The sequence below is a fragment of the Chlorobiota bacterium genome (assembly GCA_016710285.1).
Lineage (GTDB): Bacteria > Bacteroidota > Ignavibacteria > OLB7 > OLB7 > OLB7.
The window spans coordinates 4,196,172-4,222,719 of record JADJXR010000001.1 but is presented as its reverse complement, the minus strand read 5'-3'; the positions used below and the strand labels follow the sequence as shown (position 1 = coordinate 4,222,719).

Sequence of the window (26,548 nt, the reverse complement as noted above, 5' to 3'; positions counted from 1 at the left end):
CAAAGCCTATCTTTGCAGGCTTTTCCTTGCACCAAAAGGTGCGAAAAGATAGGGAAGTGCCACCCCTGCTTGGGTTCGCCATTTGGGACATCCAACAGGGTGGCACTGGCTGCCGGATAACGATCAACAAAACATTCAACGTTAACCACTTTTGTTACCCGCCTCTCGCCAATGTCCGTGCTGGGACGCACGCATTAGCGAAACGGGGACTCGCTAAGGGAACGCCGCAGATTCCGCCGCCGCGTGCTTGCCATTCGTCTCATGGCAAGCCAAGCAACCGGCAGCCCGGCAACGGAAACCACCTGCAAGGCCGCAACCAAACGCGACGCTTCTAACCCCCATGCTACGCCATGGAATGGAAGTTTTAGGGGTATGTACCACATGGAAGGCACGATCATGGCTGAATCCACACAGAACGGGAAGGACCAGAAAAAGACCTTGCGCCACAGCTTCAATGCAAAGCGGAACGAGGCACGCTTCCGTCGCCACAGCGATTACTCGGCTGATGAGTATAGCGACATGATGAAGATGTACGAAGGCACACTCGGCGATCTTACCGAACATGAGATCATCAAAGGCCGCGTGGTGCTGGTGAACGATGACGAAGTCTCGATTGATATCGGCTTTAAGTCCGAAGGCATTGTCCCACGCAGCGAGTTCGCGAATATCGAAGACTTGAAGGCCGGCGACGAAATTGAGGTCTATCTCGAAAAAGTGGAGGACACCGATGGCAAGCTGCTGCTAAGCCGCAAACGGGCCGACTTCATGCGCATCTGGGATAAGATCATGAAGTCCTACGAAAACCAAGAAATCTTGAAAGCGAAGGTTACTCGCCGCATCAAAGGTGGATTGGTGGTGGATCTGCTTGGGCTGGATGCCTTCCTTCCAGGTTCGCAAGTGGATGTGCGCCCCGTGCGCGATTTCGATGCCTTGCTTGGCCGCGACCTTGACGTGCGTGTGGTGAAAGTCAACCACCCGAACGAAAACGTTGTGGTCTCCCACAAAGTCCTTCTGGAAGAAAACCTTGCCGAACAACGCCAGGAAATCCTTGCGAAGCTGGAGAAAGGCCTGGTGCTGGAAGGTATCGTCAAGGCTATCACCGACTTCGGTGTGTTCGTTGACCTGGGCGGGGTTGATGGCCTTGTCCATATCACCGACCTCTCGTGGGGCCGCGTCAATCACCCGTCGGAGGTTGTCCAGCTTGATGAAACCATCAAAGTTGTGGTGCTGGACTTCGACGAAGAACGCCGCCGCATCTCCCTGGGCTTGAAGCAGCTGACCCCGCACCCGTGGGAGCAGATTGATGAGAAAATCGCTGTTGGCAGCAGGATCACCGGCAAAGTGGTGTCGCTTACCGATTACGGTGCATTCATCGAGATTGAACGGGGCATCGAAGGCCTGATCCATATCTCCGAAATGTCCTGGACCCAACACGTGAAGCACCCATCGCAGGTCGTCTCGTTGGGCCCAAAATATCGAGGTCCAGGTCCTGAATATTGACAAGGACGAGAAGAAGATTTCGCTGGGAATGAAGCAGCTTGAGCCGGATCCATGGAGCGAGCTGATGCAGAAATATCCGCTTGGCTCCATCCACAAAGGGATTGTCCGCAATCTTGCCAACTTTGGCGTGTTTGTGGAGCTTGAGCCAGGGGTTGATGGCCTTGTTCACATCAGCGATTTAAGCTGGACCAAGAAGCTGCGCCACCCAGGGGAAGCACTGAAGAAAGGGCAAGAGCTTGACGTGATTGTGCTTGGTGTTGAACCGGATCAACGCCGCATCAGCTTGGGCCACAAGCAGCTGAACATGAACCCGTGGGATGAGTTCGCCGGCGACTACTCCGTTGGCAGCGAAACCGCAGGAACGATCGTTCGGATTATTGACAAAGGGGTGGTGGTGGAGCTTCCGCAAGGCGTTGATGGCTTTGTCCCAACCTCGCAGCTTGCTTCGGCACCGGTGAAAAATATCGCCCAGTTCTTCCGCGTGGGCGATGAACTTCCGCTGAAAGTGATCGAGTTCGATAAGGAATCGAAGCGGATCACCCTTTCGGCAGCAGAAGCCTTGAAGAACCGTAGCCAGGAGCAGCAGGCCGAGTATTATCGCCAGCACCCGGTTCCGCAGTCGGAGCCAGCAGGGATGATCATCGCTGAAGCACCAGCCGCCGAAGCACCAGCCGCCGAAGCGCCAGTTGCCGAAGCACCAGTTGCCGAAGCACCAGTTGCCGAGGCACCAGCCGCCGAGGCAGCCGTTGATGAGGTGGCCGCAAGCGAGGAAAATCAAGGGTAAGGGAGCGGAAGCCAGCAGGTTTATGCAAACGGCCCAATCGCCAATCGGCGGTTGGGCCGTTGCGGTAGTTGGCGCAACCGTTCCTTCCTTTGCTTCATACCATTACCGTCCCGCAGAGTGTTTTTGAAGTATCTTCGCAGCGGTCAACATAGCCCGATTGTGCGGGATGCCAGGGTGGCATCCGTCGCGTGAGTATCCAACCGTTTACATTGATGACCTCCAAACCAACCAACGCCGCCTCCAGCTTCCTGATTATGGCTGTTTTCAATCTGCTGGCAGCCATTGTGTTTATCGTGCTCTATCTTCTTACAGCTCCGTCGGAAGACTTCGATAGAATATGGTTCCTGGTGGCTGGAATCATTGAGTTGGTGGCCACGGTGGCCCTCTTCTTTGCCTATCGCCACTTCAAAGCCAAACTGGCCGGGCTGTAAAAAAACAGGTGATGGAAAGCGAGGTTCTACTCTGGAGCATTGCAGTGCTGGCGGTTACGCCGGCAGTGCTTGTTGCCAGCGGCTACTGGGAGAGTAGTGGAACCTCCATCGCTGCGGCGATTGCAGGGGGGGGTGTTTCTGCGCTGCTGGCGTTGGGCGGATCGGCCATTGCTGCGGTGGCGGTGCTTGCGCTGGCAATCGCAGGCTTGCAGTGGAGAAGGCCAAGCCAGCCAGCAGAGGATTCCAAGCCTGTTTCTTGGGGGAACAGTTTGATTGCGGTTCTGTTCTGCGGAGTGGTTGGCGGCGGCCTGTTGGCGGTGATTGGCAGCGTGAACAAGGGGAGCAGCACGCCGTTGGAAGGAACCCCCACCGATCCCTTGCGTCTATTCGACGCCGATCTGCTGCTGCTCTGGATTGCCGCTGCCGTCTCGGTTGCGGTGTGGCGGGTGGCGATTCCCGCCGGCGCACACCAGAACTCAATTTCTGTGGCCCAGTCGTCTATCCATCCCACCTCCCATCACACAGCCCAATGAGCACCGCTCCTCTTATCCTCCTTTCCGTTGGCCTTCTGCTGATTGGCGGCTGCTGTGCGATGCTGCGCCAATCCGCGCCGCAGTTGATGCTTGGGCAAGTGCTTATGACGATTGGCGCGGCGGCAATTCTGCTTCATCTGCTTGCCAGCTTCCGGCCCTCTATCGTCTGGGCTGGGCTGCCGTTGTGCGTGTTGCTGGTGGCGGGCATTGGGCTGTTTCGCCACGTTGTTGCGGATCGCGCCTCCCAGCGTCCGTTTTCGGAAACGGAATCCCAGAATCATTAACCCCTGCACACCCCACCGCGTACCATCCTGTTCTGCTTATCTCCAACTCAACTATCAAACACCAACATGAGAACGCTTTTCCTAACCCTAACCCTCACGTTTGCTTTGGGCGGCACGCTGCTGGCCCAGCAACCACGCGGAACCACGCCTGCGCCAAAATCCGCAGGGGCGCAGAAGCAGCCGGCCAAAACGGCAAAACCAGCGGCCAAGCCGATCACCCAACAAATGGATTTAGTTGACATCCGCAACGCCTTCAGCGCGTTGGGAATCGAGGCCTACAAGTTCCCGATTTCTGGCGCGGCGGGGCAAGTCTTCCAGATCAATTATCTGGTGGAGGAGTGGGAGAGCGGTGCGTTGAAAGGAACGTACAATTGGCTAAACGTTCTGCAGGAGCAGCTTCCGGAAGGAACGAACACGCTGCCGTACATGGATAAAGTTGCTGGCCCCAAACCGAAGTTCATCCGCGTCTATGCCCAGACAAATCACCCCACGCATTTCATCTTCCGTTTCGGGACCGATGAGCTGATGCGCCCTGCGCCGTTCACCATTGACACCAACCGTTGGGGGGCTGGGGTAAGCTACGCGGTAAACACTGCGCCCTTTGTGATTGGCAAGAAAACTCCGCTGGTCTTCCATTGCTTGCAAGTGAAAGGGAAGCCATTGGCTCCGTTTAAGGGGGGGCAACCGATGGATATCGTGAAGGCCTATCCTCGCGTTTTTGTGGTCTATGCCCAGCCGATGAACGTTGCCGCGCAACAAGCCCCAACGCCATCGGAGCTGCAGGAGCAACGGATAAAACCGCAGCAACCCGCTTCCAGCAAGTAACGCTAAAGCAATAGCCGTCCCGAATCCACAATCGGGACGGCGTTGGTAATGCCCGCAGCCCGCCCGTTGCCTTCTCCTACTTGACCCACGAACTGCGCCGATGAATTCCTCCCAACTTCTTTTCAGCCTCTACGGCTTCTTGCCGGAGTTCCTGCTGATTGCCACGTTTGTTGCCGGAGCAATTGCTGCCCGCCGCCAAGCCTTTTCGGAACAGCTTCCGGCAGTGCTGGCGGTGGGGTATGCCGTTGCTGGCGTGCTGGTGTTGCTGATCCAGCTTCCGCTTGCCGACAACGCATTCAAGGCCGAATGGCTGTTCAAAGGGCCGGACCAACCGCTGGGGTATGGGATGGTGATGATTGACCCAATGGTGGTGGTGGCCAAGCTAACGCTGCTGCTGCCGCTGCTTGGTGCCGAGCTTTCACGGTGGCGAGCCGGGGCTGCTGTGCAGAATTTCCCCGCCTCTATTTTCCATTGCAGCGGGCTGCTTGGGCTGTGGTTGGTGGTTGGTTCCGATGATTTACTGACGCTGGTTGCCGGGCTTGAACTTGTTGGGCTTTCCGCGTGGCGGATGCTTCAGCAAACCGGGGGGAACTCCCGCCGGATCGTGCTGCTAAGTGCCGCCGCCACCCCGGCCATGTTGGTTGGGATTGGCCTGATTGCTTCGTTCACCGGGGCAACCAACTACGCCACCATCAACAACATCACCACGGCGCAAAACAGCGCGCCAATCCCACTGCTGCCATTCGTTGGCGGAAGCCTGTTGCTGCTGGTGGGAATCGCGTTGCGTGGCGGGTTGTTCCCTTCGTTCACGGCGGCCCCGAACCTCCCCGATTCTGCCCCGCTCACGGTGCGGATATTCCTTGCGCTGCTGGCCCCCACCGGGGTGATGGTTGGGGTGATGCGATTGCTTGGCAGGGCTTGGCCAACCCAGCTGCCGGAACTCCAGTGGCAGCCGTTCGTTGGCGGGCTAACGGTGATGGTGATGCTGCTTGCAACGGTGGCGATGCTTCGCCACGTGCGGTTGCATCAGGTGCTGGTTCATTCCATCACCGTTTCTGTGGCGTTCCTGTTCCTTCCCATTCTGCCACTATCTGGCGGCGTTGGCGGCGGCGGCCACAATGTTGTGGAAATGCTGATTGGGGTGATTACCTCCGCACTGGCCTTGCTGCTGCTGCTATCGCCCAATGGGAACGCCGCCCCGCCCCGCACCATTGCCGACCTTCAAGGCATTGGGCGGGGGGAAAGGATGGATGCGCATCTGCTGTTTGCCGGGTTCATGCTCCTTGCCGGATTGCCGTGGGGAATCCTTTTCCGCACCCGCCCTTTTTTATTGATCGAGCTTGCCGAACAGGGCTACCATTGGATTGCCGCCATGGGCGCGTTGGCCATGCTTGGGATGTGGGCTGTGGCCGTGCGGATCGCAATCGTCGGCTACCGGAATCGCCAATCCCCGGGGGCCAGCCAGCCGCCGCAAACTCCATCACTTGCTCCATCGCTCACTCCATCACTCACTCCGCCTTCCGTCGGCATCTCCATCAATCGTGGGCGTTTGGGTGTTGCGGCTGTGTTGCTGCTGGCCAACGTCGTTAGCGCGATTCCGCCGGTGTTCGATTCCTTGCGGCTGTGGCTCCATTCGTGGTTCGGCTCCGTGGCCGGTGGGTGGTGAAGCCTGAGCCGGGCATCGTCATCGTTTCAATTCTCTTTCCTGTTCTCTTTTCTTCAAGATTCCGCTGGCTTCGGCTGCCGAACTTCGCGCAACCTTCTCTATCTTGAAGCGGAAATTCTTCCTGACCGAGACCTTCTTCTATGCCAACAACTCAGCCTCCGAACGCGCAATTTCTTGCCGCCAGTTTTGCACATCCATCCAGCCATGTGGCCGAATCCCTGGGGGTGAATCTTGAGCAAGGGCTAACCGATGGAGCCGTTGCCCAGATGCGCGCCCAGTATGGAAGCAACGCACTTCCACAACCGAAACAGAAATCGAAATTGCTGCTGTTCCTGGAGCAGTTCAACAACCCGCTGATCTTTATCCTGTTTGGCGCGGCGGCCTTAACGATTGTGGTAAGCGATGTGGGGGAGGCCATCACCATCTTCGTTGTGGTGATCTTCAACGCGATTATCGGGTTTGTGCAGGAACAACGCGCAAGCCAGCGGCTGAAAGCCGTGATGAACCTTACCGCCCCCACCGCCCGTGTGGTCCGCAACGGAACGCAGCTATCTATCCCCGCCGAGGAGCTTGTGGTGGGGGATTTGGTGATGCTGGAAAGCGGCGTGCGGGTTCCCGCGGACCTGCGATTGGCCGAGACAATTGAGCTGACGGTGGATGAATCTATGCTGACCGGCGAGTCGCTTCCGGTGCTGAAAAAAGCCAACCAGCAGCTTCCCGAACGGATTTCTTTGGGGGATAAAATCACCATGGCCTTTGCCGGAACCACCGTCAGGAAAGGGCGCGCAAAGGGGTTGGTGGTTGGCGTGGGGGAGTTCTCCGAGATTGGAAAGATCAGCAAAGGCGTTGCCGAAGCGCAAGACACCAGCTCGCCGTTGCAGGAGCGGCTGGAGAAGTTCGGAAAAGTGATGGCCATTGCGATTGCTGCGGTCATCGGGACCATCTTCACCGTTGGGCTGCTTCGTGGCTACGAGACCACGCAGATGCTGCTGACCTCGATTGGCCTTGCTGTTTCGGCAATCCCGGAAGGCCTGCCGATTGCGGTGACGGTGGCGCTTTCCATTGGCGTTTATCAGATGGCACGCCAGAAAGCAATCGTCCGGCGGATGCGTGCGGTGGAGACGCTTGGCTCAACCACCGTCATCTGCTCGGACAAAACCGGGACCCTAACCCGCAACCAGATGACCACCGTGGCGGTTGCCACCGACGACCGCATCTACCAACTGACCGGAGGGGGGTATCAGCCCGATGGAAACTTGCTGGATGATGCCGACGAGCCGATAACCCCAACCCCAGGGACCCCGCTCTTTTGGGCGTTGCAAATCGGACTGCTTTGCACCGAATCCTCCTTTGCCACCAACAGCGACGGAAGCCGCGAACTGCTTGGCGACCCCACCGAAGGGGCAATGATTGTGGCTGCCGAAAAAGCCCGCATCGCCAGGTCAATCCTGGGCACGTGGGCTTCGCAGACGGCGTTGCCGTTCGAGTCGGAACAGATGTTTATGGTGACGCAGATTGATGGCGCAGAAGGAAGTTTTTATCTGATAAAAGGCTCGGTGGAAAAGGTGCTGGCGATGTGCAGCCGTGAGCTACGGAGCGAAGGGGAGAAGCCGTTGGAGATGGCCTGGATTGAGGAACGCCAGAAGCAATTCTCGCACCGTGGATTGCGGGTGATTGCCACCGCCTATCTTCCGATTGACCCTGCTTCGCCCCCCGACCCCACAACGCTTGGCGGTTGCGTTTTTGCCGGGCTGCATGGAATCGAGGACCCCCCGCGCGACGAAGCCCGCACGGCGATTGCCGATGCCCACAATGCCGGAATCAAAGTGGTGATGATTACCGGGGACCACGTGGCAACTGCCGTCTCGATTGCACGCCAGCTAAACATCAAAACCGGGCAGCAAGTGCGTGCGGTTCCTGGGGTGCAGCTGGAGGAGATGAGCGATGATGACCTGTACGAACGGGTGAACACCACCGATGTCTATGCCCGGGTTGCGCCGGAGCATAAGCTGCGGATTGTCCGGCAGCTTCAGCGTCACGGCCATGTGGTGGCCATGACCGGCGACGGCGTGAACGACGCGCCCGCGCTGAAACAGGCCGACATCGGCGTGGCAATGGGGAGCGGAACCGACGTGGCCAAAGAAGCATCGGCACTGGTGGTGCAGGATGACAATTTTGCCACCATCGTCTCGGCAATTCGCTACGGACGGGTGATGTTCCGCAATCTTCAGCACATGGTGCTGTACGTCCTTTCCACCAGCACCGGCGGCGTGCTGACGCTGACCGCTGCGGTCTTCCTTGATTTCGCGCTTCCGATACTGGCCGTCCAGCTTCTGTGGATCAACCTTGTCACCGACGGGACCAGCACCATCCCGCTGGCCTATGAGAAAGAACACGGCGACACGATGAAGGAGCAACCGCGCCGGCGTTCGGAGGGATTGGTCAGCGTAAAAATGGCCGAGCGAATTTTGGGAAGCGCGCTGATTATGATGTTCGGCACGTTGATTGTGTTCGAGGTGGTGCTGGCCCAATACGGCTACACCGCTTTGTCGAAAGATATTTCCGCCGACGCGTTGGCCTACGCCCGCACCGCCGCGTTTACCACGTTAGCGTTGTTCCAAATCTGGAACGTTCATAATTCCCGCGCGCTGGATCACTCAATATTCCAGATTGGATTTCTTGCCAACCGCCCGCTGTTGGCCGTAACGATTTTGGCATTGCTGCTGCAGGTCGCGGCCGTCCAGCTTCCATTTATGCACAGCTTGATGAAAACCGTTCCGCTGCAGGCCGAAACGTGGCTGTTGTGCGTTGGCACCAGTTTGTCGTTGATAGTCTTGGTGGAAATTCGGAAATGGGTGGGGCGGTTTGTTGTGCGGGTGAAGGAGGGGCATGGCGGCGCGGCAGCTGCTCCATAAGCACGTGTCATCCTGCCTTGCCCAATTTGCCAGGCATATTCAAAAAAAACTCTGCAATCCGGTTGCTGTTCTGCTGCAATCCGTGGTTGGTTTCGCCATAAACTCTGGCATATTGCCCAAGTTGGCGGCACTCATCGGGGTGAGTAAGCAGGTGGCGTACGTGGCGAACAAGTTCGGGAAAATCCTTAGCAGCAATTCCCGCACGGTGCCTTGACAATGCCTCCGCAGGGTCAATGCCGATAGAGAGCGTGGGCGTTTCCCGCAACCACGACTCGATAAAAACATTGGAGAAACCTTCATACTCGCTGGTATTTACCAGCATCCACGCCGATCGCAATATTTCATCAATGTGCTGGGGTGTGCATTTTCCAAAAATCTGAAGATTAGAAATTGCCGCAGCTTGGTTAATGAGGTGGGCTGTGTATTGCTGGCGTGCGTTTCCCAGAATCATAATAAATGTGGCATTAAGGTCGCTGCATTGTTTTGCTAATTGGAGAAATAATTCCCCCCGTTTTAATGGGCGATAATTGCTGATCCATGCAACGGTGGCCCCGGGCGGTTTGGTGATTGTTCCCGTAATTTCAGGATGGAGGTTCGGCAAAATTACTCCCTTGTGGTGAAGCGAGGGGGGGAGCAGTTCAAATTGATGGAGGTGTTGCGTGATGATCGCATCCGCAGATCGTAAAGTCTGCCGCATTTTCCAATCGGACCATGCCCCATACGGAATAATCGCCGATTTTTTTATCAACGATTGCTTGGCTCGGGAAAGCTGAGTTATTCCATGCAATAGCTTTGTGTCGGCATCGCTTGATAATCCAAAAACGTACGGAATATTCTTGCGTTTGCAGTAGCGAATTACCGCTCCGCTTTCTTGCAAAATGCTCCGCCCACGTTGATACACCACATCGGGGGTAATTTCTTGGAGGATTTTTTCGATATGAGAATTTTCAATTTGGAAACCATAATTCGGCTGCTGGAATCCATACACGCCGATGCTTCCATCATCCAATTGCCAGCCAAGTTCCCCACTGGTGGGGCACAAATACACAACCCTCCAGCCACTGCGTGCCATTATTTGCCCGATCTGCCACGTCTGTGTTTCCACGCCCCCTTGTTTTTCGGTGTGGAAGTAGGAGCCAGCAATGCATAGTGTGGGCATAATTCGCGTAGGTAGAAATAATGATCTGTCAGCTATTTCTCCCTGCAATCAACTCATTGATTTCTCAATAGCCAGAACAGGGAAATGGAGCGGCAAAACTACAACTTCTGGGAAGCAAGGTTTGACGATCCAGAGTTCAGGTGGCTGCGGGAAATTGTAACCCCGTGTTTTTCTGCAAACCGTGACCATGATAAACGACGTATTCCAGCATCAGGGTAGGCTATCTTCGTTGCGTGCTTTACCATAGATTGTTCCCAGCCATTGTACATCTTTCCCACATCGCGCATGACCTTTGACGAACGCTACCAACGCTACCGCGCCGAAGCCGACCGGCGCATCATCGAACTTCTGGAACGCACCGATCCGGCATCGCTGTACCAGCCAACCCGCTACGTGCTGGAGGCGGGGGGGAAGCGCGTTCGGGCGGTGCTGGTGATGCTTGCTGCCGAAGCCGTTGGCGGGGAATCAATGGCAGCATTGGATGCCGGCGCTGCCGTGGAAATCCTCCACAACTTCACCCTTGTCCACGACGACATCATGGACCGCTCGGCCACCCGCCGTGGCCGCCAAACGGTGCACACCCGCTGGGATGAAGGCACCGCAATTCTGGTGGGGGATGTGATGATTGGCATTGCTTACCAGATCATCCTTAAGGGCGTGCAATCGCGGCAGCCGCAGGTGATGGCCGCGCTTTCGCAAGGGCTGGTGGATGTCTGCGAGGGGCAGATGCTTGATAAAGATTTCGAGACACGCCAGAGCGTGTGCATGGACGATTACTTGCAGATGGTGACCATGAAAACCGGGCGGCTGCTGGAAACCGCTGCCGAAGTTGGCGCGCAGCTTGGCGGGGGAACACCCCAGCAGATTTCTGCCTTGTGCCGCTACGCACGCCAGCTTGGTATCGCCTTCCAAATCCAGGATGATTTGCTGGACATCACCGCCGAAGCTGCCGAGCTTGGGAAGCCGATTGGCGGCGATGTGGTGGAAGGAAAACGAACGTGGTTGGTGGTGCGGGCGTTGGAGCGGGCAACCTTACCAGACGACCGCCAACTGCTGAACCGATTCCTTTCCGCCAAAGGGTTTCCGCCGGAGGAAGTGCCGGCCATGCGCAGCTTGTTCCAACGAAATGGAGTGATAGAAGAGGCCCAGCAGGAGGTCCGGCTGCATACCGAGCGTGCGGAGCAGGAGCTTCAGATGCTTCCCGACGGTGAGCCGCGCCAGATGCTTCTTTGGTTCACCCAAATGCTGCTGAACCGCCGGTTTTAACCGGATCCGAATTATCTCACGAATATCTTCTTCACAACAGAAAAACGGGCGGTGGCTTTCCATGCCACCGCCCGCTTTTTTTTACTTCGGTGCCAATCCCGCGAATTAATCGTTCGGGATCACCTCGATGGTGACGCCGCGATTGTACTGGCGACCTTCCGGTATCGTGTTGTCGTAGCTAAGCTGCGATTCTTCTTCGCCGTAGCCCACAACTTCGTAGGTGACGGTTTTCCCCGCTTTCCCGGTTTCCCCTTTCAGCATATCGCGAACTTCGCCAGCGCGTGACTTCGACAAACGGTAGTTCAGATCGGCGTTGCCAACAGCATCGGTGGTCCCGATCACATACACCGTTGATCCGTCATCAATGCGTGGGGCAACGACGGTCTTCAGGAAGTTATCATACAGGCGAACCGGATCGTCCGAGCCGTACGGGAAGACGATGGTGAAGCGGCGTGCCGGCTTGCTTAGGCCATCTTTCCGAACCAACTCAAAGTCCTTCGTTTGGCGGATCACTTGGCCGTCGGTTGTGGTTGCGATCACTTCGGCGGTGTACTTCCCGTTCTTCAGCGTGCTCATCATCTCGCGCGAGTCAATGCGCTGGTTTGCATGGTTGAATGGGCCGTAGGTGAGTTCTTTCCCTTCGCCAGTAATCACCACTTGCCAGCTTGCAATTTTCCCTTCGTCAACGTTCAGCACCAAGTCGTTCTCGATTGAAGATTCCTCAACCGAGGTGATGCGAACCGGAGCGTTCAGTGGGGATGGAGCCGTGAAAAGATCAACACGGCGGTTTTCGGCGTTGACCAGTGGGCGGTCCTCCGCCGGCGTGCGTGCCGATCCCGATGGAGTTACCGGAAGCTCGCGATCCTCGATGGTGATGCGCCCGGCATCAATGCCAACAGTGTTGACCAAGTAGTTCTTGACGTTGGTGGCAAGGGTTGCTCCGTCCTTTGCTCCGTAGGGGCCTGCCGCGCCCGATAGCTTTATGCTGGTGGATGGGTCGGCTTTCATCCGTGTTCCGATGATGTTCATCACGTTGTGGTAAACATTCATCTGGACTGCACGGCGTTGGTTTAGGTCAATTTTGCCAGCTTTCGTGGAGTCCATCAGGTTGTTCTCATTGAACGTGGCAATGTCGCTGCTGCTGATTTGGGCGTAGCGGCCTGGAATATCCGAGGAGGTTGAGTCGAAGAAGACCGAGTTGATAACCGGGAAAAATTCCTCGAACTGGCGTTGGCGGATGTACCCGCCGGCAGGGGTTGCCAGCGCAAGGTTGATGATTCCGCTGCCATCTTCCATCGCCACTTTGTCCAGCGGCGGCATGATCCCCATTTTCAGCGCGATACCCGCACGGATGTTCGGGGTGCTCCAGATATCATCGAATTTGTCCTGGTCCAGATCAATAATGGTGATGCCGCGTTGGTGGAGCATCCAGGAGCTTTCAATCCAGGGAGCCAAGTACCAGCGCAGGTCCGCCATGCGGTCGTTCAGCACAAAGTCGTAGCTGAAGCCACCGCCAAATCCAACGGTAAGGGAGTTGATGTCGGTGATGTCCTGCGTGGCCGCCACCGGTTGGCCGGTTGGGTTCGGGTCGGTGAAATCATAATCGCCGCTCATGTTGATTCCGAACAGCGGACCAAAGGTCATGTAGAAAGGGGATTTGTCAACCAAGTTCAAGCGGAGCATCGGCTCGATGGTGACGTAGCTGCTGCGGGTGTCGAACGTCTTGTCGTAGCCGAATGTTGGGTCGGTAACTTTTGTGTTGCGGACGTCGAAGCTGGCACGCAGTTGCGCACCCCACCACCCTTTGGAATTATACTCGGCCATCAACCCGATATACGGGCCGATGCCGGTTCCATCGTTGGCAACGAACGGGGCAAAGTTTGCGCCGCCGCTTGGCTCCAAATTCTGATAACCGAACGCGCCAAAATTGTAATTCAATCCGGCGTTTAGCCCAATGCGCCACGGGGCTTCAATCTGGGCACGGCTTTGCGATTGCGCTGCTGCGGTAAATGCCAGCAAGCCAAGCGCAACCAGTGATAACTGCTGTGCAAGGTTCCGTTTCATGGTCAACAGACTCCTGTAAGTTGTATGAGTAGAGTACATGTGATTATCGGTTCGTTCAGGGGAAATTGCGTATGCCCAGCGCGGAAAATACATCGAAAAGAAGCTATCCACGCCACCACAACGGCACAAACGGAGAAAATGTTGGCGCGAACATCGGGCAGATTTCCGAAACCTTGAGTTTGGAATTGTAAGAGGCCGGCGGACGGATGGGACTTCTGCCCGTACCTGAGCAAAAAATGGAGTGCCTTCTGCTTACTTCCCACGCTGGCGTTGGACCACTTCACGCAGTGCGGCTGCTGCGGCCTGAACGTCGTGAGGTGTGGTAAGTCGGCTGAAGGAAAAACGCACAGCCGCACGCGCTTGCGCTGCCGGAAGCCCCATTGCCAGCAGCACATGGCTGGGCTGCTGGCTTCCCGAGGCGCAGGCCGATCCGTTCGAGACGGCAATGCCGGCCAAGTCCATTCCCACAATTAAGCCTTCGCCGTCCAGCCGCTCGGCATCGGCAAACGTGGCGTTCACGATGTTCGGCAGCACCCCGTTGGCGGGGGTGATAATCCGCAGGTCCGGAATGGATTGCAGCAACTCCCGAAGCTCGTTGTTCAATTGGCGGAACAATGCAGCGGATTGCTCCAGCTGGCTGGCGCACAATCGCGCTGCGGTTGCGAACCCCGCCGCAAGCTCGGGCGATTCGGTTCCGCCGCGCCGGTTCCGCTCCTGCGCCCCGCCATGAATCAACGGCTCAAGCTCAATCTCCTTGCGTAGATACAACGCCCCAATCCCTTTGGGGCCATGGATTTTATGGGCCGAAAACGTGGCCATATCCACCCCTGTGTCCCGCACGTTCAGCGGCAGTTTCCCGAACGTTTGCACCGCGTCGGTATGGAAAACCCCGCCGGCTTGGTGGGTGATTTCTGCAAGCTCGGCAATCGGGTTCAGGGTTCCTGTCTCGTTGTTGGCGTGCATCACCGAAACAACCGGGCAGGCGTTGCTTCCGCCGGCTTCCGCCAAAGCGTCCCGAAGCTCCTGCGGTTCGGTGCGCCCTTCGTTGTTCACCCCAAGCATCCGGATCGGCGCGCCGATCTGTGCCAAAAACTGCGCAGGATGCAGCACGGCGTGATGCTCGGTGCGGGGAACGAAGAACGTTGGCCAAACGCCTCGGTCAGCCTTCTGCCGAAGCGCGATCCCTTTCAACGCCAAGTTGTTCGCCTCGGTCCCGCCGCTGGTGAAGATGATCTCCTTCGGCTCGGCCCCGATAATCTCCGCAATCTGCTGGCGCGATTCTTCCAGAATCACCCGCGCCATCTGCCCGCTTCGATGCACCGAGCTTGCGTTGGCCTGGGTCCGTGCGCGAACTTCTTCCATCCGTTGGATTACTTCGGGGGCAAGGGGCGTGGTTGCGCTGTTATCAAGATATGCCGGCATAGTTGGTGCTTGTTGAAGAATGTTGAGTTTGAAGGCCATGAAACTAACCGACGCTCCCGAACGATCGGCCTGGCCCAAAACGTGAGGTTGGAGGTTATGGAGTTTTTGCGAACCACCGTCTTCCGGTTTTGCCGATTGCTTTCAGGACCACCTGCGCGGTGTTGCGCCCGCTGGCCGCAAAGATACCTCCGCCGGGGTGGGTGCTGGCTCCGGTAAGAAACAGGTTTCGGATGGGCGTGGTGTAGTTACTCAGTTCGGGGGTGGGGCGGAACAGGAACATCTGGTCGAACGACATCTCCAGGTGCATCACGTTTCCCCGCAGCATCCCGTGCTTCCGCTCAATATCCAACGGGGTCTGGATGTAGATGTCGGTGATTACCGATTTCAAATTTGGCGCGTAGCGGGCCGCAACATCAATCAACTTCTCGGCCTCGCGCTGGCGGATGTTGTCCCAATGCTCGCCGTTGGAAAGCTGATAGGGGTGATACTGACCCCAGATGAAAATGGTGTGTTTCCCCGCCGGAGCCAGCGTGCCGTCAATGGCGGAGAAGGTCATCAGCAAACACGCGGGGTCGCGCGCGGGGATTCCGCGAAGGTAGTCGGCGTAGGCGTGGTCCAGATACTGCATGCTGGGGCAAAGCAATTGCAGCCCGGTGTGGGAGTGATGCGGATTCGCTGGGGAATGCTCCGCCGGGTTGTGGGGCATGGCCACGTAGTTCGGAAGCTCGGTGCTGGCGCATCGCAGAATCATCCCAAAGCCGTTCCCGATCCGTAGGTCCTTGATCCGTTTCACCAACGCGGCCGGAAGGTGCTCGGCACCAACAAGCGTCAGCATGGTGGTGACGACGTGCGCCCCGGAAACCACTGCCCGCCGTGCGTGCAATGTGGTTCCGTTGGCAAGCTCCACCCCAACGGCCGTTCCGTTGTTGATGATGATCCGCTTGGCCGGTTCCCCGGTGAAAATCGTCCCGCCGTCGGCTTGGAATCGCCGCGCCATTGCTTGGGTCAGCATCCCGCTTCCGCCGCGTGGCCGCTTGGCCCCCGACACGTGAATCATCGAGTGCCACCCCACAAAATCGGCTGTGGCAAGCTCCGATGGTGGCGGTCCCGATTGCGCCGCCAACCAGTTCATCGAGGCGCGCACCGGCTGGCTAACGAACGATTCGGTGATGACTTGGCCATAGCTGGAGAATATCTTCCGAAGGGTCCCCGCCACGTCTTGCTTCTTCCCGAACTTTCCGCTCATCATCGTTCGGAGCAATCGCCCCGGCGTTGGCGGTTGCAGGAACGCATCGAACACCCCTTCGTTGATTGCCCGCCAGAACTTGCAGAACTGGTGGTAGCATTCGGCATCCTGCGGGCTGATTTGCGCGATTGATTGGCAGGTGCGTTCAACGTCGCGGTAGTACGCAAGCCATTGGCCGTCATCGGTGGGGTGCCAGGCAAACGGGTCCATCTCTAGATACTCCAGCCCGAACTTCTCCAACTCCAATTCACGCACCACCGGGGTCAGGTGGATCATGATGTGTGCCGATCCGCCAACGTCCATCTGGTATCCGCCGAACATCTCCTCGGTAGCAACCGCCCCGCCAACCATGTCGCGCCGCTCAACCACCGCCACCCGCAGCCCGGCTTTTGCCAGGTAGCAAGCGGTGGTCAGCCCGTTGTGGCCGGCACCAACCACGATGCAGTCAAATTCTGATTCAGTCATCTTGGTGTTGAAGTCTTTCCGTTGATTCGGCAGAGTTGCAACGGAAGTATATTCCGGCACAACAACCGCAAAAGGATAGCCATGATACCTCCATATTTCCGCCCCGTGCTGGTTGCCGCGATGCTCACGATGCTGGCGTGCGTTCTTCCAAGTTTTGCGCAGCCGCTGTTCCGCTGGCCATTTGTTGGCAACGTCACCGACCGCGCCGCCACGGTGTTGGTCTGGCGCAGTGGCGGGCAGCCGGTCGGCATTGAATACGACGACGATTCCACCTTCGCAACCCCCCAACAGACGGCCCAAGTTACGCCGCAGCAATCGGAAGATTTTGTGTTGAAGATTACGCTGCAAGGATTGCTTCCTTCCACCCGTTACCACTACCGCGTTGTTGACGCTGCTGGCGGAAGGATTTCCCCCACGCAATCGTTCACCACGTTCCCCGTGGCCGGCACCGACGCGCCGGTGACGTTGCTGTTCGGTTCGTGCAATCGCGCATCGCAGGGGGCCGCCGGAAAAACGTTCGACGTTGGCGGGGGGCTTGGGGGGGATTACTTCATCCATTTGGGAGATTGGTCCTATCCTGACGTGCTGGTCCCCGGGTTCCCGAACGTGCCCGGCACAATCCGCCAATCCTACGCCACACGGCTGGACACGACCTACCCGCTCACCACAAAAATTCTTTCGCAGATGGGGATCGCTTACGAGTGGGACGACCACGACTTTGCTGGAAACAACGGCGACGGCTCGATCCCCCCAACACTAAAAAATGAACTGCTGCAGGCTTACCAGCGATATCAACCACACTATCCATTGGCCAATCCGCAGGGGGGAGTGTGGCACTCCTTCCGGGTTGGAAATGTGGAGGTGTTTATGATGGACAGCCGCACGCAGCGCAGCCCGGTGGACTCCGCCTTCCGCGACGGGAAGTTTGCCCCCGCAGCGGGGCACTCCATGCTGTCCGGCTATCCGGTTCCGGGGGTGGACCAGCGGACCTGGCTGCTGCAGGCAATCCGGAATTCGACGGCACGTTGGAAGGTGTTGGCCAGCCAGGGGCCGTTCAATCCCGGGCTGGCTCCGCTGATCCCCGCCGCGCTTCTTGTTGGCCGCCCGAACATTGCCCGCGAAACCGCCGAGTACTGGGTGGGCTATCCTGCGGACCTTGACTCGCTTCGGAAGCTGCTAAAAACCGAGGCCGGGCGGAATTTTTTAATCATCACCGGAAGCGTCCACAACAACCTGTTCGATGATGGTTCCCATTCGGTTGTGCCGGAGTTCGTGGCGGCCAATCTGGATGTTCCCAACAGTTTTCTGTACGATACCCTGCGGCGGTATGGATTCAATGTTTTTACCGGAGGGCAAACCAACGGCAAGTCAACAATCGGGCGGCTGCGGGTGGAGACGGTTCCGGTGCACCGGCTGATTGTGGAGTCGTTCGACGAAGATGGGGAGCTATCGCTGCGGTACGAGATGGCCGATAAATCGAGCGGGGTGGCCGCCCCGCAAGCGGACCGCTGGCCAACGGTGGAAACCATCACCTTCGGCAGCGACGGGCGCGAGGTGATGGTGCAGTTTACGGCTCCGCTTCCCAGCAACGCCACGGCCACCATCACCGACCTTCAAGGGAACGAAGTTGCGCGCTGGCAGATTGAGGAAGCCACCAGCGTGATGCGGCAGCGGTTCCCGGCATCGCTTCCAAGCGGCGCGTATCTTGGGAAGATTGTGGGGGAGGGCTACACGATGGAGTTTAGGGGGGAGGTAATCAAGTAATCAAGGAAACTAATTGATGCGAACTTGCCCGCGTGGAACCGCTTGCGTTGGCCCCCTCAGCGGCTATATTTGCAGCCCCTTACTTCTGGCGGCAACGCCACGAACGGAAAGGGCGCTTAGCTCAGCTGGTTCAGAGCGCCTCGTTTACACCGAGGAGGTCGGGGGTTCAAATCCCTCAGCGCCCACGGTGCAACGCGGGGAACAAGCGGCGCAGCAATGGCGGAGTAGCTCAGTCGGTTAGAGCAATGGAATCATAATCCATGTGTCGGGGGTTCGAATCCCTCCTCCGCTACCAAAAGCGGCAATTCTTTTTCAGAATTGCCGCTTTTTTTTGTTGGGAAATAGCATGAAGAGCAAAAGGTTTTTTCTCCCTACGCCCCTTCCTCCTTCACCATCCGGTCAATTTTTGCGGCAAGGATGAAATCGCTTTCTACCAGCCCATCAATCTTGTGGGTCCAGATCGTCACCACCACTTTCCCCCACGCCAGATAGATGTCAGGGTGATGGCCTTGCTGCTCGGCAAGCCCTCCAACGCCGTTGGTGAACGCCAGTGCCTGCGCAAAATCAGGGAAGGTGAACTCCTTCCGCAAGTGGTGCTCATTCACCACTTCCCAATTGCCACCAAGCCGTTCATGGATCAGTTTCAGGTCATCCCCTTGTAGCGGGGGAACGCCCCCTTTGCAGGGGATGCAATCTTGCTGGAAAAGCGGAGAGTCAAGGTTCATAGTGATGCGCCGAATAGCAGTGTGAGGAAATAGAGTTGTTGCCCGGAAATCCACCGCAACGTTAGCGAATTGGGGGGAGAGGGCAATGGGTGAGAACATTGGCCATGATCATTGTCTTTATCAAGTAAGCCCGTTGGCGTAAGTTCCTGCCAACCAACCCGAGGATCATTCGATGAACACCAGAACCACCATCCAGACTCTTCTTCTGCTTGCCGCAGCAAGCCTACCCTTGTATGCCCAACCCGTTGTTGAACCCATCACCCAAAACCCCGATGCTGTTCTGCTCAGGCGCATCTGGACAATTACTGGCAACGATGGCGACCGCGTTGGGCAAGGCTGCGGCCCGGTGGGGGATATTAACGGGGACTCGATCACCGACTTCGCGGTGCAGTTCGGTCTGGCCTCCCAATGGCGGGTGTATTTGGGTGGAAGCCCGGTTCCAAGCACTGAGCCAGTGTGGGTTGGTGATAGCTTGCTGGCTGGCATTGGCTACCCGGTGTATGGGGACTTCTTTGGGAATGGGAATCTGATGATCGGATTCAATGATCTGGTTCCGATTAACAATGGTGCAGCGTATTCTTATCGACTGTTTCTGTTTGGTGTGAAGAACAATGAACTATCAACTACCGCCGATGATACGCTTGATCCATACACGCGAACGAAATCCAGCAAAGAGTACATAGGGATTTATCCATACTACATTTTTGCTCAAGACCTTGATGGGAATGCAGGTGAAGAACTGATTTTGGCTCATTTGGGTGTCCGTCATGGAGATAACCTTGTCACGAAAGCGCCGGAGTATTGGTTTTACCGAGGGGGGGCAGGGTTCCAGATAGATACGCCGGATTATGTGGTACGTGATCCGGAGGAGGCGACCGATGCCCAGTTTTACACGGCGAAGCTGTTGGATCTTGATGGAGACGCACATCGGGACCTTGTGACGGTGGCGAAGTATTCCGAGGGCTTCAAATTGAAGATGTGGTTTGGCACCGAGACCTCCCCCTGGACATGGACCGAACCCGATCGGGAGATTCTCCTTGATGACTCCAGCGGGTTGAACTACCACATGACAGTGGGGGATTTTGACGGGGATAAGGTGATGGACTTCGCCGGAACCGCAGGTCGCGATGCCACACGAGGGACCTACATCTATCGAAGTCGCTCGGGGAAATCGGTTCGCAGCCGAACCTTCGCTCGCTCCGATGCCGAGCAATGGTTCCCAAACCTTGACCAATACACCAGTAATTCCGCTGGCTCAATCTTTGGTTCGATTGGTCATCTGAATGATAGCACACAGCGAACAATGATGTTGCGGTTGATCGCTGGTGGAAATGAGGATACCTATATGTCATTCTTTTCAGGAAGTCGTAATGGCCCTAATGGAGCTTACGATGGGTTTTACTCGGCTGGGCTTGACGGATTACGGAATCATGCGGTGAACGGGTTTGGTGGCAGGCTTCCTGACTGTAATGATGATGGATGGGAGGATCAGATACAAAGTCATCCTCGTTGGCCAGGGGACTATTCTGGCATCGCAGTGATCCTCGCTGGTGGCCCGTACATCCCACTGGATCAACCCACCGTCAGCGTTCGCACCGAGCCGATGGCTAACCACCAACGGGGACTCTACCTCTGGCCAAACCCCGCCACCACCGAACTCAATCTCGCTTGGCGTGGCGACCTCGCAATCATGCCAACCCGATTCTCCATCCACGACATCGCTGGCAAACTGATAACCGAAAACGAGATACGCCCAGAGCGTGGCGCCGCTCGATGGTCCACGGCTGCGGTTCCATCGGGAACGTACTTGCTAACGGCGTACGACCGTTCGGGGCAGGTGCTTGCCAGCACGCAGATTCTTGTTCAACACTAATCCGATCAATCCACGTCACCGTTTCGGGTGGCACTTCGTTCAATACTATCATGGAGAGAACCATGAAGACGATCACGATCAAGGGAGGAAGATCATTGAAGTCACGTCATACGATGGCGCGACTACTGACCACGTTGCTGTTGATGTTGCTGGCTGGAAGCCAGAGCTATGCCCAGTTTCTTCGGGCAGTGGATACCACGAAGCCACCGCTTCGCCCGATGTATGGTGTTGGTAATGATGAGTTCTACATCGCCGGCACGTTCCAGAAATGGGGGCCGGTGCATAAGTCTTCGCGCAACCGCGACTATTACGACTTGTGGAATCATGCGGCATGGATGGGGATACCGATTGTTCATGTTCAGATCAACCAGAACGACAGTACGCAGAATGACCGTTTTTTGTCGAGCAATGCTCGACAATCGAACCAGCGAGCATTGCTGACGCTGAAGCCGTTGAACGACATGGGATGGGGACAAGCGATTGAGTTTTATGCGTTCGACTCGGTGCAAAGCCAGTTGTGGCCAACAAAGTTCTTGCATCGGCAAGGGGGGGATACGAATGGAAATTATAATAACCCCTATCCAGATCAACCGAATGTTTTTGTCCAAGAAGAGTTATACACGACAAACAACACAGGGGCGAACGATTCAATTTTGTGGGGGGTGGTCTATGGCTACGATTCGGTGTTGCAGAAGTACCGGTGGGTGAAACCCTGGATGCGCCGCTCGTTCTACAGCAACGACAGCGTCCAGAAGACCGATGCCTTCCTGAAAGACCGCCGCGACCGCCCCGTCTTCGAGGACTCCATCAACTACCTCGTCGTTACCGGACATCTCCGCCGTGATGTTGACCAAAACTCTGCGGTCAGCAACGACTCTGCATTGCTTCGGATAGACATCGTCTATGAGCTACCAACCTACATAGGTGTTGACCCGAACGACAACCACAACTCCTACTTCAATTCCAGCGGCCAGAAAATAGATGTCCAACAGGATATGGAGTTCGTCTGCCGCAGCTACTACCTCCGCAAGCAAGACCTGATAGACAACAACCTCGCCTGGAACGAGTACAAGGAAGCGGTGTTCCCGATGTCGCTCCGCTGGTGCAGCGACGAGGTGACGCGAGGTCCCGCCCACCCCGACGCTGCCTCAAGAAGCATAGACATCCGTGTGCATTGGCTTGGGGTGAATGAGGATGTGTACTTGCGTTCAGTAAGCCTGCGCGACTACCGAGGGCAGATGGCATTGGGCCGAACTGCCGAAGCGCGGAAGTATCGGTCCGATGTGCTGATGAAGACGATGAAGAAGCTGATGTATGGAACGAGCATCAACGTGAACAACCGTGTGGAGACCTATCCGGTGGATTCGCTTCGCCGCCATGTGATCGGGTTCCAGTGTGGCGAGGAGCAATTTCCGAACGAGTATGGAGCCTTCAACGGGATTGCGAAGATGGTGGCCGATAGCTTCAACCTTGCCAGATACAAGGGAACCGCACAAGTGAAAGCTGGAGACAGCTTGCTGTTGTTCTCGCACGACTTAGGCCAGCGATCGTTTGCCGAAGTAAGTCGGAACCCGCAAACGGGGAGTTACCTGTACATCAACTCCACGAACGACACGATGGCGGTGTTTCTTGGTCCAGATGACATTCGGCCCGACACGTTGTTCGAGAGCGAAGTACACCAGATTCCGAGCATCATTGAGCACAACGGTGGGCGTGGTCATCTGCCATTGCTGGAGCTAACGGCTGATGGGGTGGAGAAGTACAACACGGCATTCCAGCGGTTGTTTGTGGGGTATTACCACCCTGGGCAAGCGCAGCTATACACAAACCGGAACCGCTATTGGCCAGGGATGTTGGGCTATCAGGATTTTGGATGTTGCTTTCGTTGTTGCTCAAAAGCAATGATTAATTGCGACAGCGGGAGATCGAAAGCAGAAGCAAGCTGAACTATGGTTTTAAGGCAAGGTTCTTTCAGGCCTCGTTCGAGTGCTGAGATAAAGGATTGGTCAACGTTGGTGCGCCAGGCAAGTTGTTCTTGAGTAAATCCGTGTTGGAGTCGAAGAGATCGTATAACGGCAGCAAAAGCAGGAATGATAGTCTCATCATCAGGGGAGGATGAATGGAGATAAGATGGCTGTCGCTGCATAGGGTGGTAAAGGTATGCGGCGATAAAAAGGGTTGTTATTTCTATAGAAATAATTCATAGGTTTGATGAAGTAAGTATGCAAACCGTGGTCTTTACTAGTACCCATTGTTCGCGTAAGTTCCCAGCGAACAGACACCGATTTCTGGAGACCAAGCATCATGAACTCACGCACCATTCTATCTCTTCTTCTGCTTGCCGCAGCAAGCCTACCCTTGTATGCCCAACCCGTTGTTGAACCCATCACCCAAAACCCCGATGCTGTCCTGCTCAGGCGTATTTGGACGATTACCGGCAACGATGGCGACCGCGTTGGGCAAGGCTGCGGCCCGGTGGGGGATATTAACGGAGACTCGATCACCGATTTTGCGGTGCAGTATGGCATAGAGCAATGCTGGAAGGTATTTCTGGGAGGCTCTCCTGTCCCTTCACCTGTACCAATTGCTTCGATACCAAGCCTTGCTCCATACCCTGCATTTCCGGTCTATGGATACTTCTACGGTGATAACCGCCTTTTGGTAGGGTTCGGTTCACATACCTTCAAAAGCATGAATGGCACGAGCATAGGGTTCTATCAATTGAAGTTGTACCAGCCTGATGTTGAGCATGGGTTGTCGAAGGAGCCAGTGATGATTGTAGAGCCAGACCCTGATATGTCCGTTCCCCTGTTGTTGATCGCCCCATCAGCGGCAATAGCAATGAACATAGATGGTCAAAGAGGGGATGAATTACTGCTTGCGTTAAATGCCGTTCGGCGTGGGGATAGTGTGTACAAGCGGCCGGAGTACTGGTTTTACCGAGGCGGGAGTGGCTTCCAAGTAGATACGCCAGATTATGTGGTACGTGATCCGGAGGAGGCGACCGATGCCCAGTTTTACACGGCGAAGCTGTTGGATATTGACGGGGATCGGTATATAGATTTGCTGAGCGTGGCGAAGTATGCCGAGGGATTCAAATTGAAGATGTGGTTTGGCACTGAAACCTCCCCCTGGACATGGACCCAACCCGATCGGGAGATTCTCCTTGATGACTCCAGCGGGTTGAACTACCACATGGCAGTGGGGGATTTTGACGGGGATAAGATGATGGACTTCGCCGGAACCGCAGGTCGCGATGCCACACGAGGGACCTACATCTATCGAAGTCGCTCGGGGAAATCGGTTCGCAGCCGAACCTTCGCTCGCTCTGATGCCGAGCAATGGTTCCCAAACCTTGACCAATACACTGTCGGTATCGCTGGATCACTCCTTAATACGACGGCCTACTTCAATGACAGTAGCCAACGAGTAATCATGCTACGGCTGCAATCAGCGATAGATGGACAAACCCGAATGTCGCTGTTTTCAGGAAGCCGTATTGGCCCGAATGGAGCGGTTGATGGATACTACTCATCCGGTATAGATGGTTTAGCCAATAAGACGGTGGAAGGCTATGGCGGAAGATTGCCTGATTGCACGGGCGACGGATGGGATGATCTGATTACCAGCAGTCCTCGTTGGCCAGGGGACTATTCTGGCATTGGGGTGATCCTTGCTGGCGGCCCATACATCCCACTGGATCAACCCACCGTCAGTGTTCGTACCGAGCCGATGGCCAACCACCAACGGGGCCTCTACCTCTGGCCAAACCCCGCTACCACCGAACTCAATCTCGCTTGGCGTGGTGATCTCGCAACCATGCCAACCCGATTCTCCATCCACGACATCGCTGGCAAACTGATAACCGAAAACGAGATACGCCCAGAGCGTAGCCGCTCGATATCTACGGCTGCGGTTCCATCGGGAACGTACTTGCTAACGGCGTACGACCGTTTCGGGGAAGGTGCTTGCCAGCACACAGATTCTTGTTCAACACTAATCCGATCAATCCACGTCACCGTTTCGGGTGGCACTTCTTTCAATACTATCATGGAGATAACCATGAAGACGATCACGATCAAGGGAGGAAGATCACAGAAATCGCGGCAGGCCATGCCGTGGCTGCTCACCACGTTGCTGTTGTTGTTGCTGGCTGGAAGCCAGAGCTATGCCCAGTTTCTTCGGGCAGTGGATACCACGAAGCCACCGCTTCGCCCGATGTATGGTGTTGGCAATGATGAGTTCTACATCGCCGGAACATTCCAGAAATGGGGGCCAGTGCATAAGTCTTGGCGCAACCGCGACTACTACGATTTGTGGAATCATGCGGCATGGATGGGGATACCGATTGTTCATGTTCAGATCAACCAGAACGACAGTACGCAGAATGACCGTTTTTTGTCGAGCAATGCTCGACAATCGAACCAGCGAGCATTGGTGACGCTGAAGCCGTTGAACGACATGGGATGGGGACAAGCGATTGAGTTTTATGCGTTCGACTCGGTGCAAAGCCAGTTGTGGCCAACGAAGTTCTTGCATCGGCAAGGGGGAGACCCGAATGGAAATTATAATAACCCAGACCCTCAACTTCCTAGCGTTTTTGTCCAAGAAGAATTATACACGACAAGCAACACAGGGGCGAACGACTCAATTTTGTGGGGGGTGGTCTATGGCTACGATTCGGTGTTGCAGAAGTATCGGTGGGTGAAGCCCTGGATGCGCCGCTCGTTCTACAGCAACGACAGCGTCCAGAAGACCGATGCCTTCCTGAAAGACCGCCGCGACCGCCCCGTCTTCGAGGACTCCATCAACTACCTCGTCGTTACCGGGCATCTCCGTGACCTGATTAATCAAAACTCTGCGGTCAGCAACGACTCTGCATTGATTCGGATAGACATCGTCTATGAGCTACCAACCTACATAGGTGTTGACCCGAACGACAACCACAACTCCTACTTCAATTCCAGCGGCCAGAAAATAGATGTCCAACAGGATATGGAGTTCGTCTGCCGCAGCTACTACCTCCGCAAGCAAGACCTGATAGACAACGACCTCGCCTGGAACGAGTACAAGGAAGCGGTGTTTCCGATGTCGCTCCGCTGGTGCAGCGACGAGGTGACGCGAGGTCCCGCCCACCCCGCCGCCGCCTCAAGAAGCATAGACATCCGTGTGCATTGGCTTGGGGTGAATGAGGATGTGTACTTGCGTTCAGTAAGCCTGCGCGACTACCGAGGGCAGATGGCATTGGGCCGAACGGCTGAAGCGCGGAAGTATCGGTCCGATGTGCTGATGAAGACGATGAAGAAGCTGATGTATGGAACGAGCATCAACGTGAACAACCGTGTGGAGACCTATCCGGTGGATTCGCTTCGCCGCCATGTGATCGGGTTCCAGTGTGGCGAGGAGCAATTTCCGAACGAGTATGGAGCCTTCAACGGGATTGCGAAGATGGTGGCCGATAGCTTCAACCTTGCCAGATACAAGGGAACCGCACAAGTGAAAGCTGGAGACAGCTTAAGGATAGCAACTGCGCGATTGTTTGGCAGCACACCACTGCTGCCGGGGCAAACACCATTGCATACTGGCGTCTGCAAGCACTGGAAAGCGTGGGCGGCTTGGTAGCGAT

18 protein-coding genes, 2 tRNA genes and 1 pseudogene are annotated in these 26,548 nt (G+C 56.2%); 14 read left to right on the top strand and 7 right to left on the bottom strand.

The window, feature by feature from the left end:
- Positions 1–194: 194 nt before the first annotated feature.
- Positions 195–398 (bottom strand): hypothetical protein, encoded by a 204-nt coding sequence (locus tag IPM61_15810; protein ID MBK8912774.1) that lies wholly within the window; start codon positions 396–398, stop codon positions 195–197.
- Between IPM61_15810 and rpsA the strand changes: the two are divergent.
- The 7 genes and pseudogenes from rpsA to IPM61_15775 all read left to right on the top strand — a co-directional run bounded on the left by rpsA (position 397) and on the right by IPM61_15775 (position 8,938).
- A pseudogene (gene rpsA, locus IPM61_15805) lies at positions 397–2,284 on the top strand (30S ribosomal protein S1). The gene IPM61_15810 and the pseudogene rpsA overlap by 2 nt on opposite strands.
- Positions 2,285–2,496: 212 nt before the next feature.
- Complete coding sequence (locus IPM61_15800) at positions 2,497–2,715, top strand: hypothetical protein (protein ID MBK8912773.1); 219 nt, start codon at positions 2,497–2,499, stop codon at positions 2,713–2,715.
- Between the two features lie 11 nt (positions 2,716–2,726).
- The gene (locus IPM61_15795) at positions 2,727–3,248 is read left to right on the top strand and encodes a hypothetical protein (GenBank protein MBK8912772.1); all 522 of its coding nucleotides are present in this window, start codon (positions 2,727–2,729) and stop codon (positions 3,246–3,248) included.
- On the top strand, positions 3,245–3,532 hold the full coding sequence (locus IPM61_15790; protein ID MBK8912771.1) for a hypothetical protein: 288 nt from the start codon (positions 3,245–3,247) through the stop codon (positions 3,530–3,532). Before IPM61_15795 ends, IPM61_15790 begins: the two co-directional genes overlap by 4 nt.
- Positions 3,533–3,598: 66 nt before the next feature.
- Positions 3,599–4,357: a hypothetical protein gene (locus tag IPM61_15785; GenBank protein MBK8912770.1), complete on the top strand. Its 759-nt coding sequence runs from the start codon at positions 3,599–3,601 to the stop codon at positions 4,355–4,357.
- A gap of 100 nt (positions 4,358–4,457) precedes the next feature.
- Entirely contained in the window at positions 4,458–6,023 is a 1,566-nt protein-coding gene (locus tag IPM61_15780; protein ID MBK8912769.1) for a hypothetical protein, read from the top strand.
- Between the two features lie 140 nt (positions 6,024–6,163).
- Entirely contained in the window at positions 6,164–8,938 is a 2,775-nt protein-coding gene (locus tag IPM61_15775; GenBank protein MBK8912768.1) for an HAD-IC family P-type ATPase, read from the top strand.
- Between the two features lie 7 nt (positions 8,939–8,945).
- On the opposite strand, the gene IPM61_15770 is transcribed toward IPM61_15775, so the two are convergent.
- Entirely contained in the window at positions 8,946–10,097 is a 1,152-nt protein-coding gene (locus tag IPM61_15770) for a glycosyltransferase family 4 protein (GenBank protein MBK8912767.1), read from the bottom strand.
- A gap of 285 nt (positions 10,098–10,382) precedes the next feature.
- Here IPM61_15770 and IPM61_15765 point away from each other — a divergent pair, with 285 nt between their 5' ends.
- Positions 10,383–11,363 (top strand): polyprenyl synthetase family protein, encoded by a 981-nt coding sequence (locus IPM61_15765; GenBank protein ID MBK8912766.1) that lies wholly within the window; start codon positions 10,383–10,385, stop codon positions 11,361–11,363.
- Positions 11,364–11,468: 105 nt separating this feature from the next.
- Here IPM61_15765 and IPM61_15760 read toward each other — a convergent pair whose 3' ends face one another.
- The 3 genes from IPM61_15760 to IPM61_15750 all read right to left on the bottom strand — a co-directional run bounded on the left by IPM61_15760 (position 11,469) and on the right by IPM61_15750 (position 16,560).
- Complete coding sequence (locus IPM61_15760; GenBank protein MBK8912765.1) at positions 11,469–13,427, bottom strand: outer membrane beta-barrel protein; 1,959 nt, start codon at positions 13,425–13,427, stop codon at positions 11,469–11,471.
- Between the two features lie 252 nt (positions 13,428–13,679).
- Positions 13,680–14,849: a cysteine desulfurase gene (locus IPM61_15755; GenBank protein MBK8912764.1), complete on the bottom strand. Its 1,170-nt coding sequence runs from the start codon at positions 14,847–14,849 to the stop codon at positions 13,680–13,682.
- Between the two features lie 94 nt (positions 14,850–14,943).
- Positions 14,944–16,560 (bottom strand): NAD(P)/FAD-dependent oxidoreductase, encoded by a 1,617-nt coding sequence (locus tag IPM61_15750; protein ID MBK8912763.1) that lies wholly within the window; start codon positions 16,558–16,560, stop codon positions 14,944–14,946.
- A gap of 81 nt (positions 16,561–16,641) precedes the next feature.
- On the opposite strand from IPM61_15750, the gene IPM61_15745 reads away from it, so the two are divergent.
- The 3 genes from IPM61_15745 (at position 16,642) to IPM61_15735 (ending at position 18,619) form a co-directional block, all read left to right on the top strand.
- Entirely contained in the window at positions 16,642–18,324 is a 1,683-nt protein-coding gene (locus IPM61_15745) for an alkaline phosphatase D family protein (GenBank protein ID MBK8912762.1), read from the top strand.
- A gap of 110 nt (positions 18,325–18,434) precedes the next feature.
- A tRNA-Val gene (locus IPM61_15740) sits at positions 18,435–18,509 on the top strand.
- A gap of 33 nt (positions 18,510–18,542) precedes the next feature.
- Positions 18,543–18,619 (top strand) — tRNA-Met (locus IPM61_15735).
- A gap of 76 nt (positions 18,620–18,695) precedes the next feature.
- Here the strand turns inward: IPM61_15735 and IPM61_15730 are convergent.
- Entirely contained in the window at positions 18,696–19,049 is a 354-nt protein-coding gene (locus IPM61_15730; GenBank protein MBK8912761.1) for a 4a-hydroxytetrahydrobiopterin dehydratase, read from the bottom strand.
- 172 nt (positions 19,050–19,221) lie between these two features.
- Here IPM61_15730 and IPM61_15725 point away from each other — a divergent pair, with 172 nt between their 5' ends.
- Both IPM61_15725 and IPM61_15720 read left to right on the top strand, forming a co-directional pair.
- On the top strand, positions 19,222–20,922 hold the full coding sequence (locus IPM61_15725) for a hypothetical protein (GenBank protein MBK8912760.1): 1,701 nt from the start codon (positions 19,222–19,224) through the stop codon (positions 20,920–20,922).
- Positions 20,923–21,017: 95 nt separating this feature from the next.
- Entirely contained in the window at positions 21,018–22,868 is a 1,851-nt protein-coding gene (locus IPM61_15720) for a hypothetical protein (GenBank protein ID MBK8912759.1), read from the top strand.
- On the opposite strand, the gene IPM61_15715 is transcribed toward IPM61_15720, so the two are convergent.
- Complete coding sequence (locus IPM61_15715; protein MBK8912758.1) at positions 22,784–23,068, bottom strand: helix-turn-helix transcriptional regulator; 285 nt, start codon at positions 23,066–23,068, stop codon at positions 22,784–22,786. The genes IPM61_15720 and IPM61_15715 overlap by 85 nt on opposite strands.
- Positions 23,069–23,226: 158 nt before the next feature.
- Here IPM61_15715 and IPM61_15710 point away from each other — a divergent pair, with 158 nt between their 5' ends.
- The gene (locus IPM61_15710; GenBank protein MBK8912757.1) at positions 23,227–26,544 is read left to right on the top strand and encodes a T9SS type A sorting domain-containing protein; all 3,318 of its coding nucleotides are present in this window, start codon (positions 23,227–23,229) and stop codon (positions 26,542–26,544) included.
- Positions 26,545–26,548 lie beyond the last annotated feature (4 nt).

Coding starts and splice junctions, on each gene's coding strand:
- IPM61_15810 (MBK8912774.1), bottom strand. CDS start 398: ATGATCGTGCCTTCCATGTGGTACATACCCCTAAAACTTCCATTCCAT.
- IPM61_15800 (MBK8912773.1), top strand. CDS start 2,497: ATGACCTCCAAACCAACCAACGCCGCCTCCAGCTTCCTGATTATGGCT.
- IPM61_15795 (MBK8912772.1), top strand. CDS start 2,727: ATGGAAAGCGAGGTTCTACTCTGGAGCATTGCAGTGCTGGCGGTTACG.
- IPM61_15790 (MBK8912771.1), top strand. CDS start 3,245: ATGAGCACCGCTCCTCTTATCCTCCTTTCCGTTGGCCTTCTGCTGATT.
- IPM61_15785 (MBK8912770.1), top strand. CDS start 3,599: ATGAGAACGCTTTTCCTAACCCTAACCCTCACGTTTGCTTTGGGCGGC.
- IPM61_15780 (MBK8912769.1), top strand. CDS start 4,458: ATGAATTCCTCCCAACTTCTTTTCAGCCTCTACGGCTTCTTGCCGGAG.
- IPM61_15775 (MBK8912768.1), top strand. CDS start 6,164: ATGCCAACAACTCAGCCTCCGAACGCGCAATTTCTTGCCGCCAGTTTT.
- IPM61_15770 (MBK8912767.1), bottom strand. CDS start 10,097: ATGCCCACACTATGCATTGCTGGCTCCTACTTCCACACCGAAAAACAA.
- IPM61_15765 (MBK8912766.1), top strand. CDS start 10,383: ATGACCTTTGACGAACGCTACCAACGCTACCGCGCCGAAGCCGACCGG.
- IPM61_15760 (MBK8912765.1), bottom strand. CDS start 13,427: ATGAAACGGAACCTTGCACAGCAGTTATCACTGGTTGCGCTTGGCTTG.
- IPM61_15755 (MBK8912764.1), bottom strand. CDS start 14,849: ATGCCGGCATATCTTGATAACAGCGCAACCACGCCCCTTGCCCCCGAA.
- IPM61_15750 (MBK8912763.1), bottom strand. CDS start 16,560: ATGACTGAATCAGAATTTGACTGCATCGTGGTTGGTGCCGGCCACAAC.
- IPM61_15745 (MBK8912762.1), top strand. CDS start 16,642: ATGATACCTCCATATTTCCGCCCCGTGCTGGTTGCCGCGATGCTCACG.
- IPM61_15730 (MBK8912761.1), bottom strand. CDS start 19,049: ATGAACCTTGACTCTCCGCTTTTCCAGCAAGATTGCATCCCCTGCAAA.
- IPM61_15725 (MBK8912760.1), top strand. CDS start 19,222: ATGAACACCAGAACCACCATCCAGACTCTTCTTCTGCTTGCCGCAGCA.
- IPM61_15715 (MBK8912758.1), bottom strand. CDS start 23,068: ATGCAGCGACAGCCATCTTATCTCCATTCATCCTCCCCTGATGATGAG.
- IPM61_15710 (MBK8912757.1), top strand. CDS start 23,227: ATGAACTCACGCACCATTCTATCTCTTCTTCTGCTTGCCGCAGCAAGC.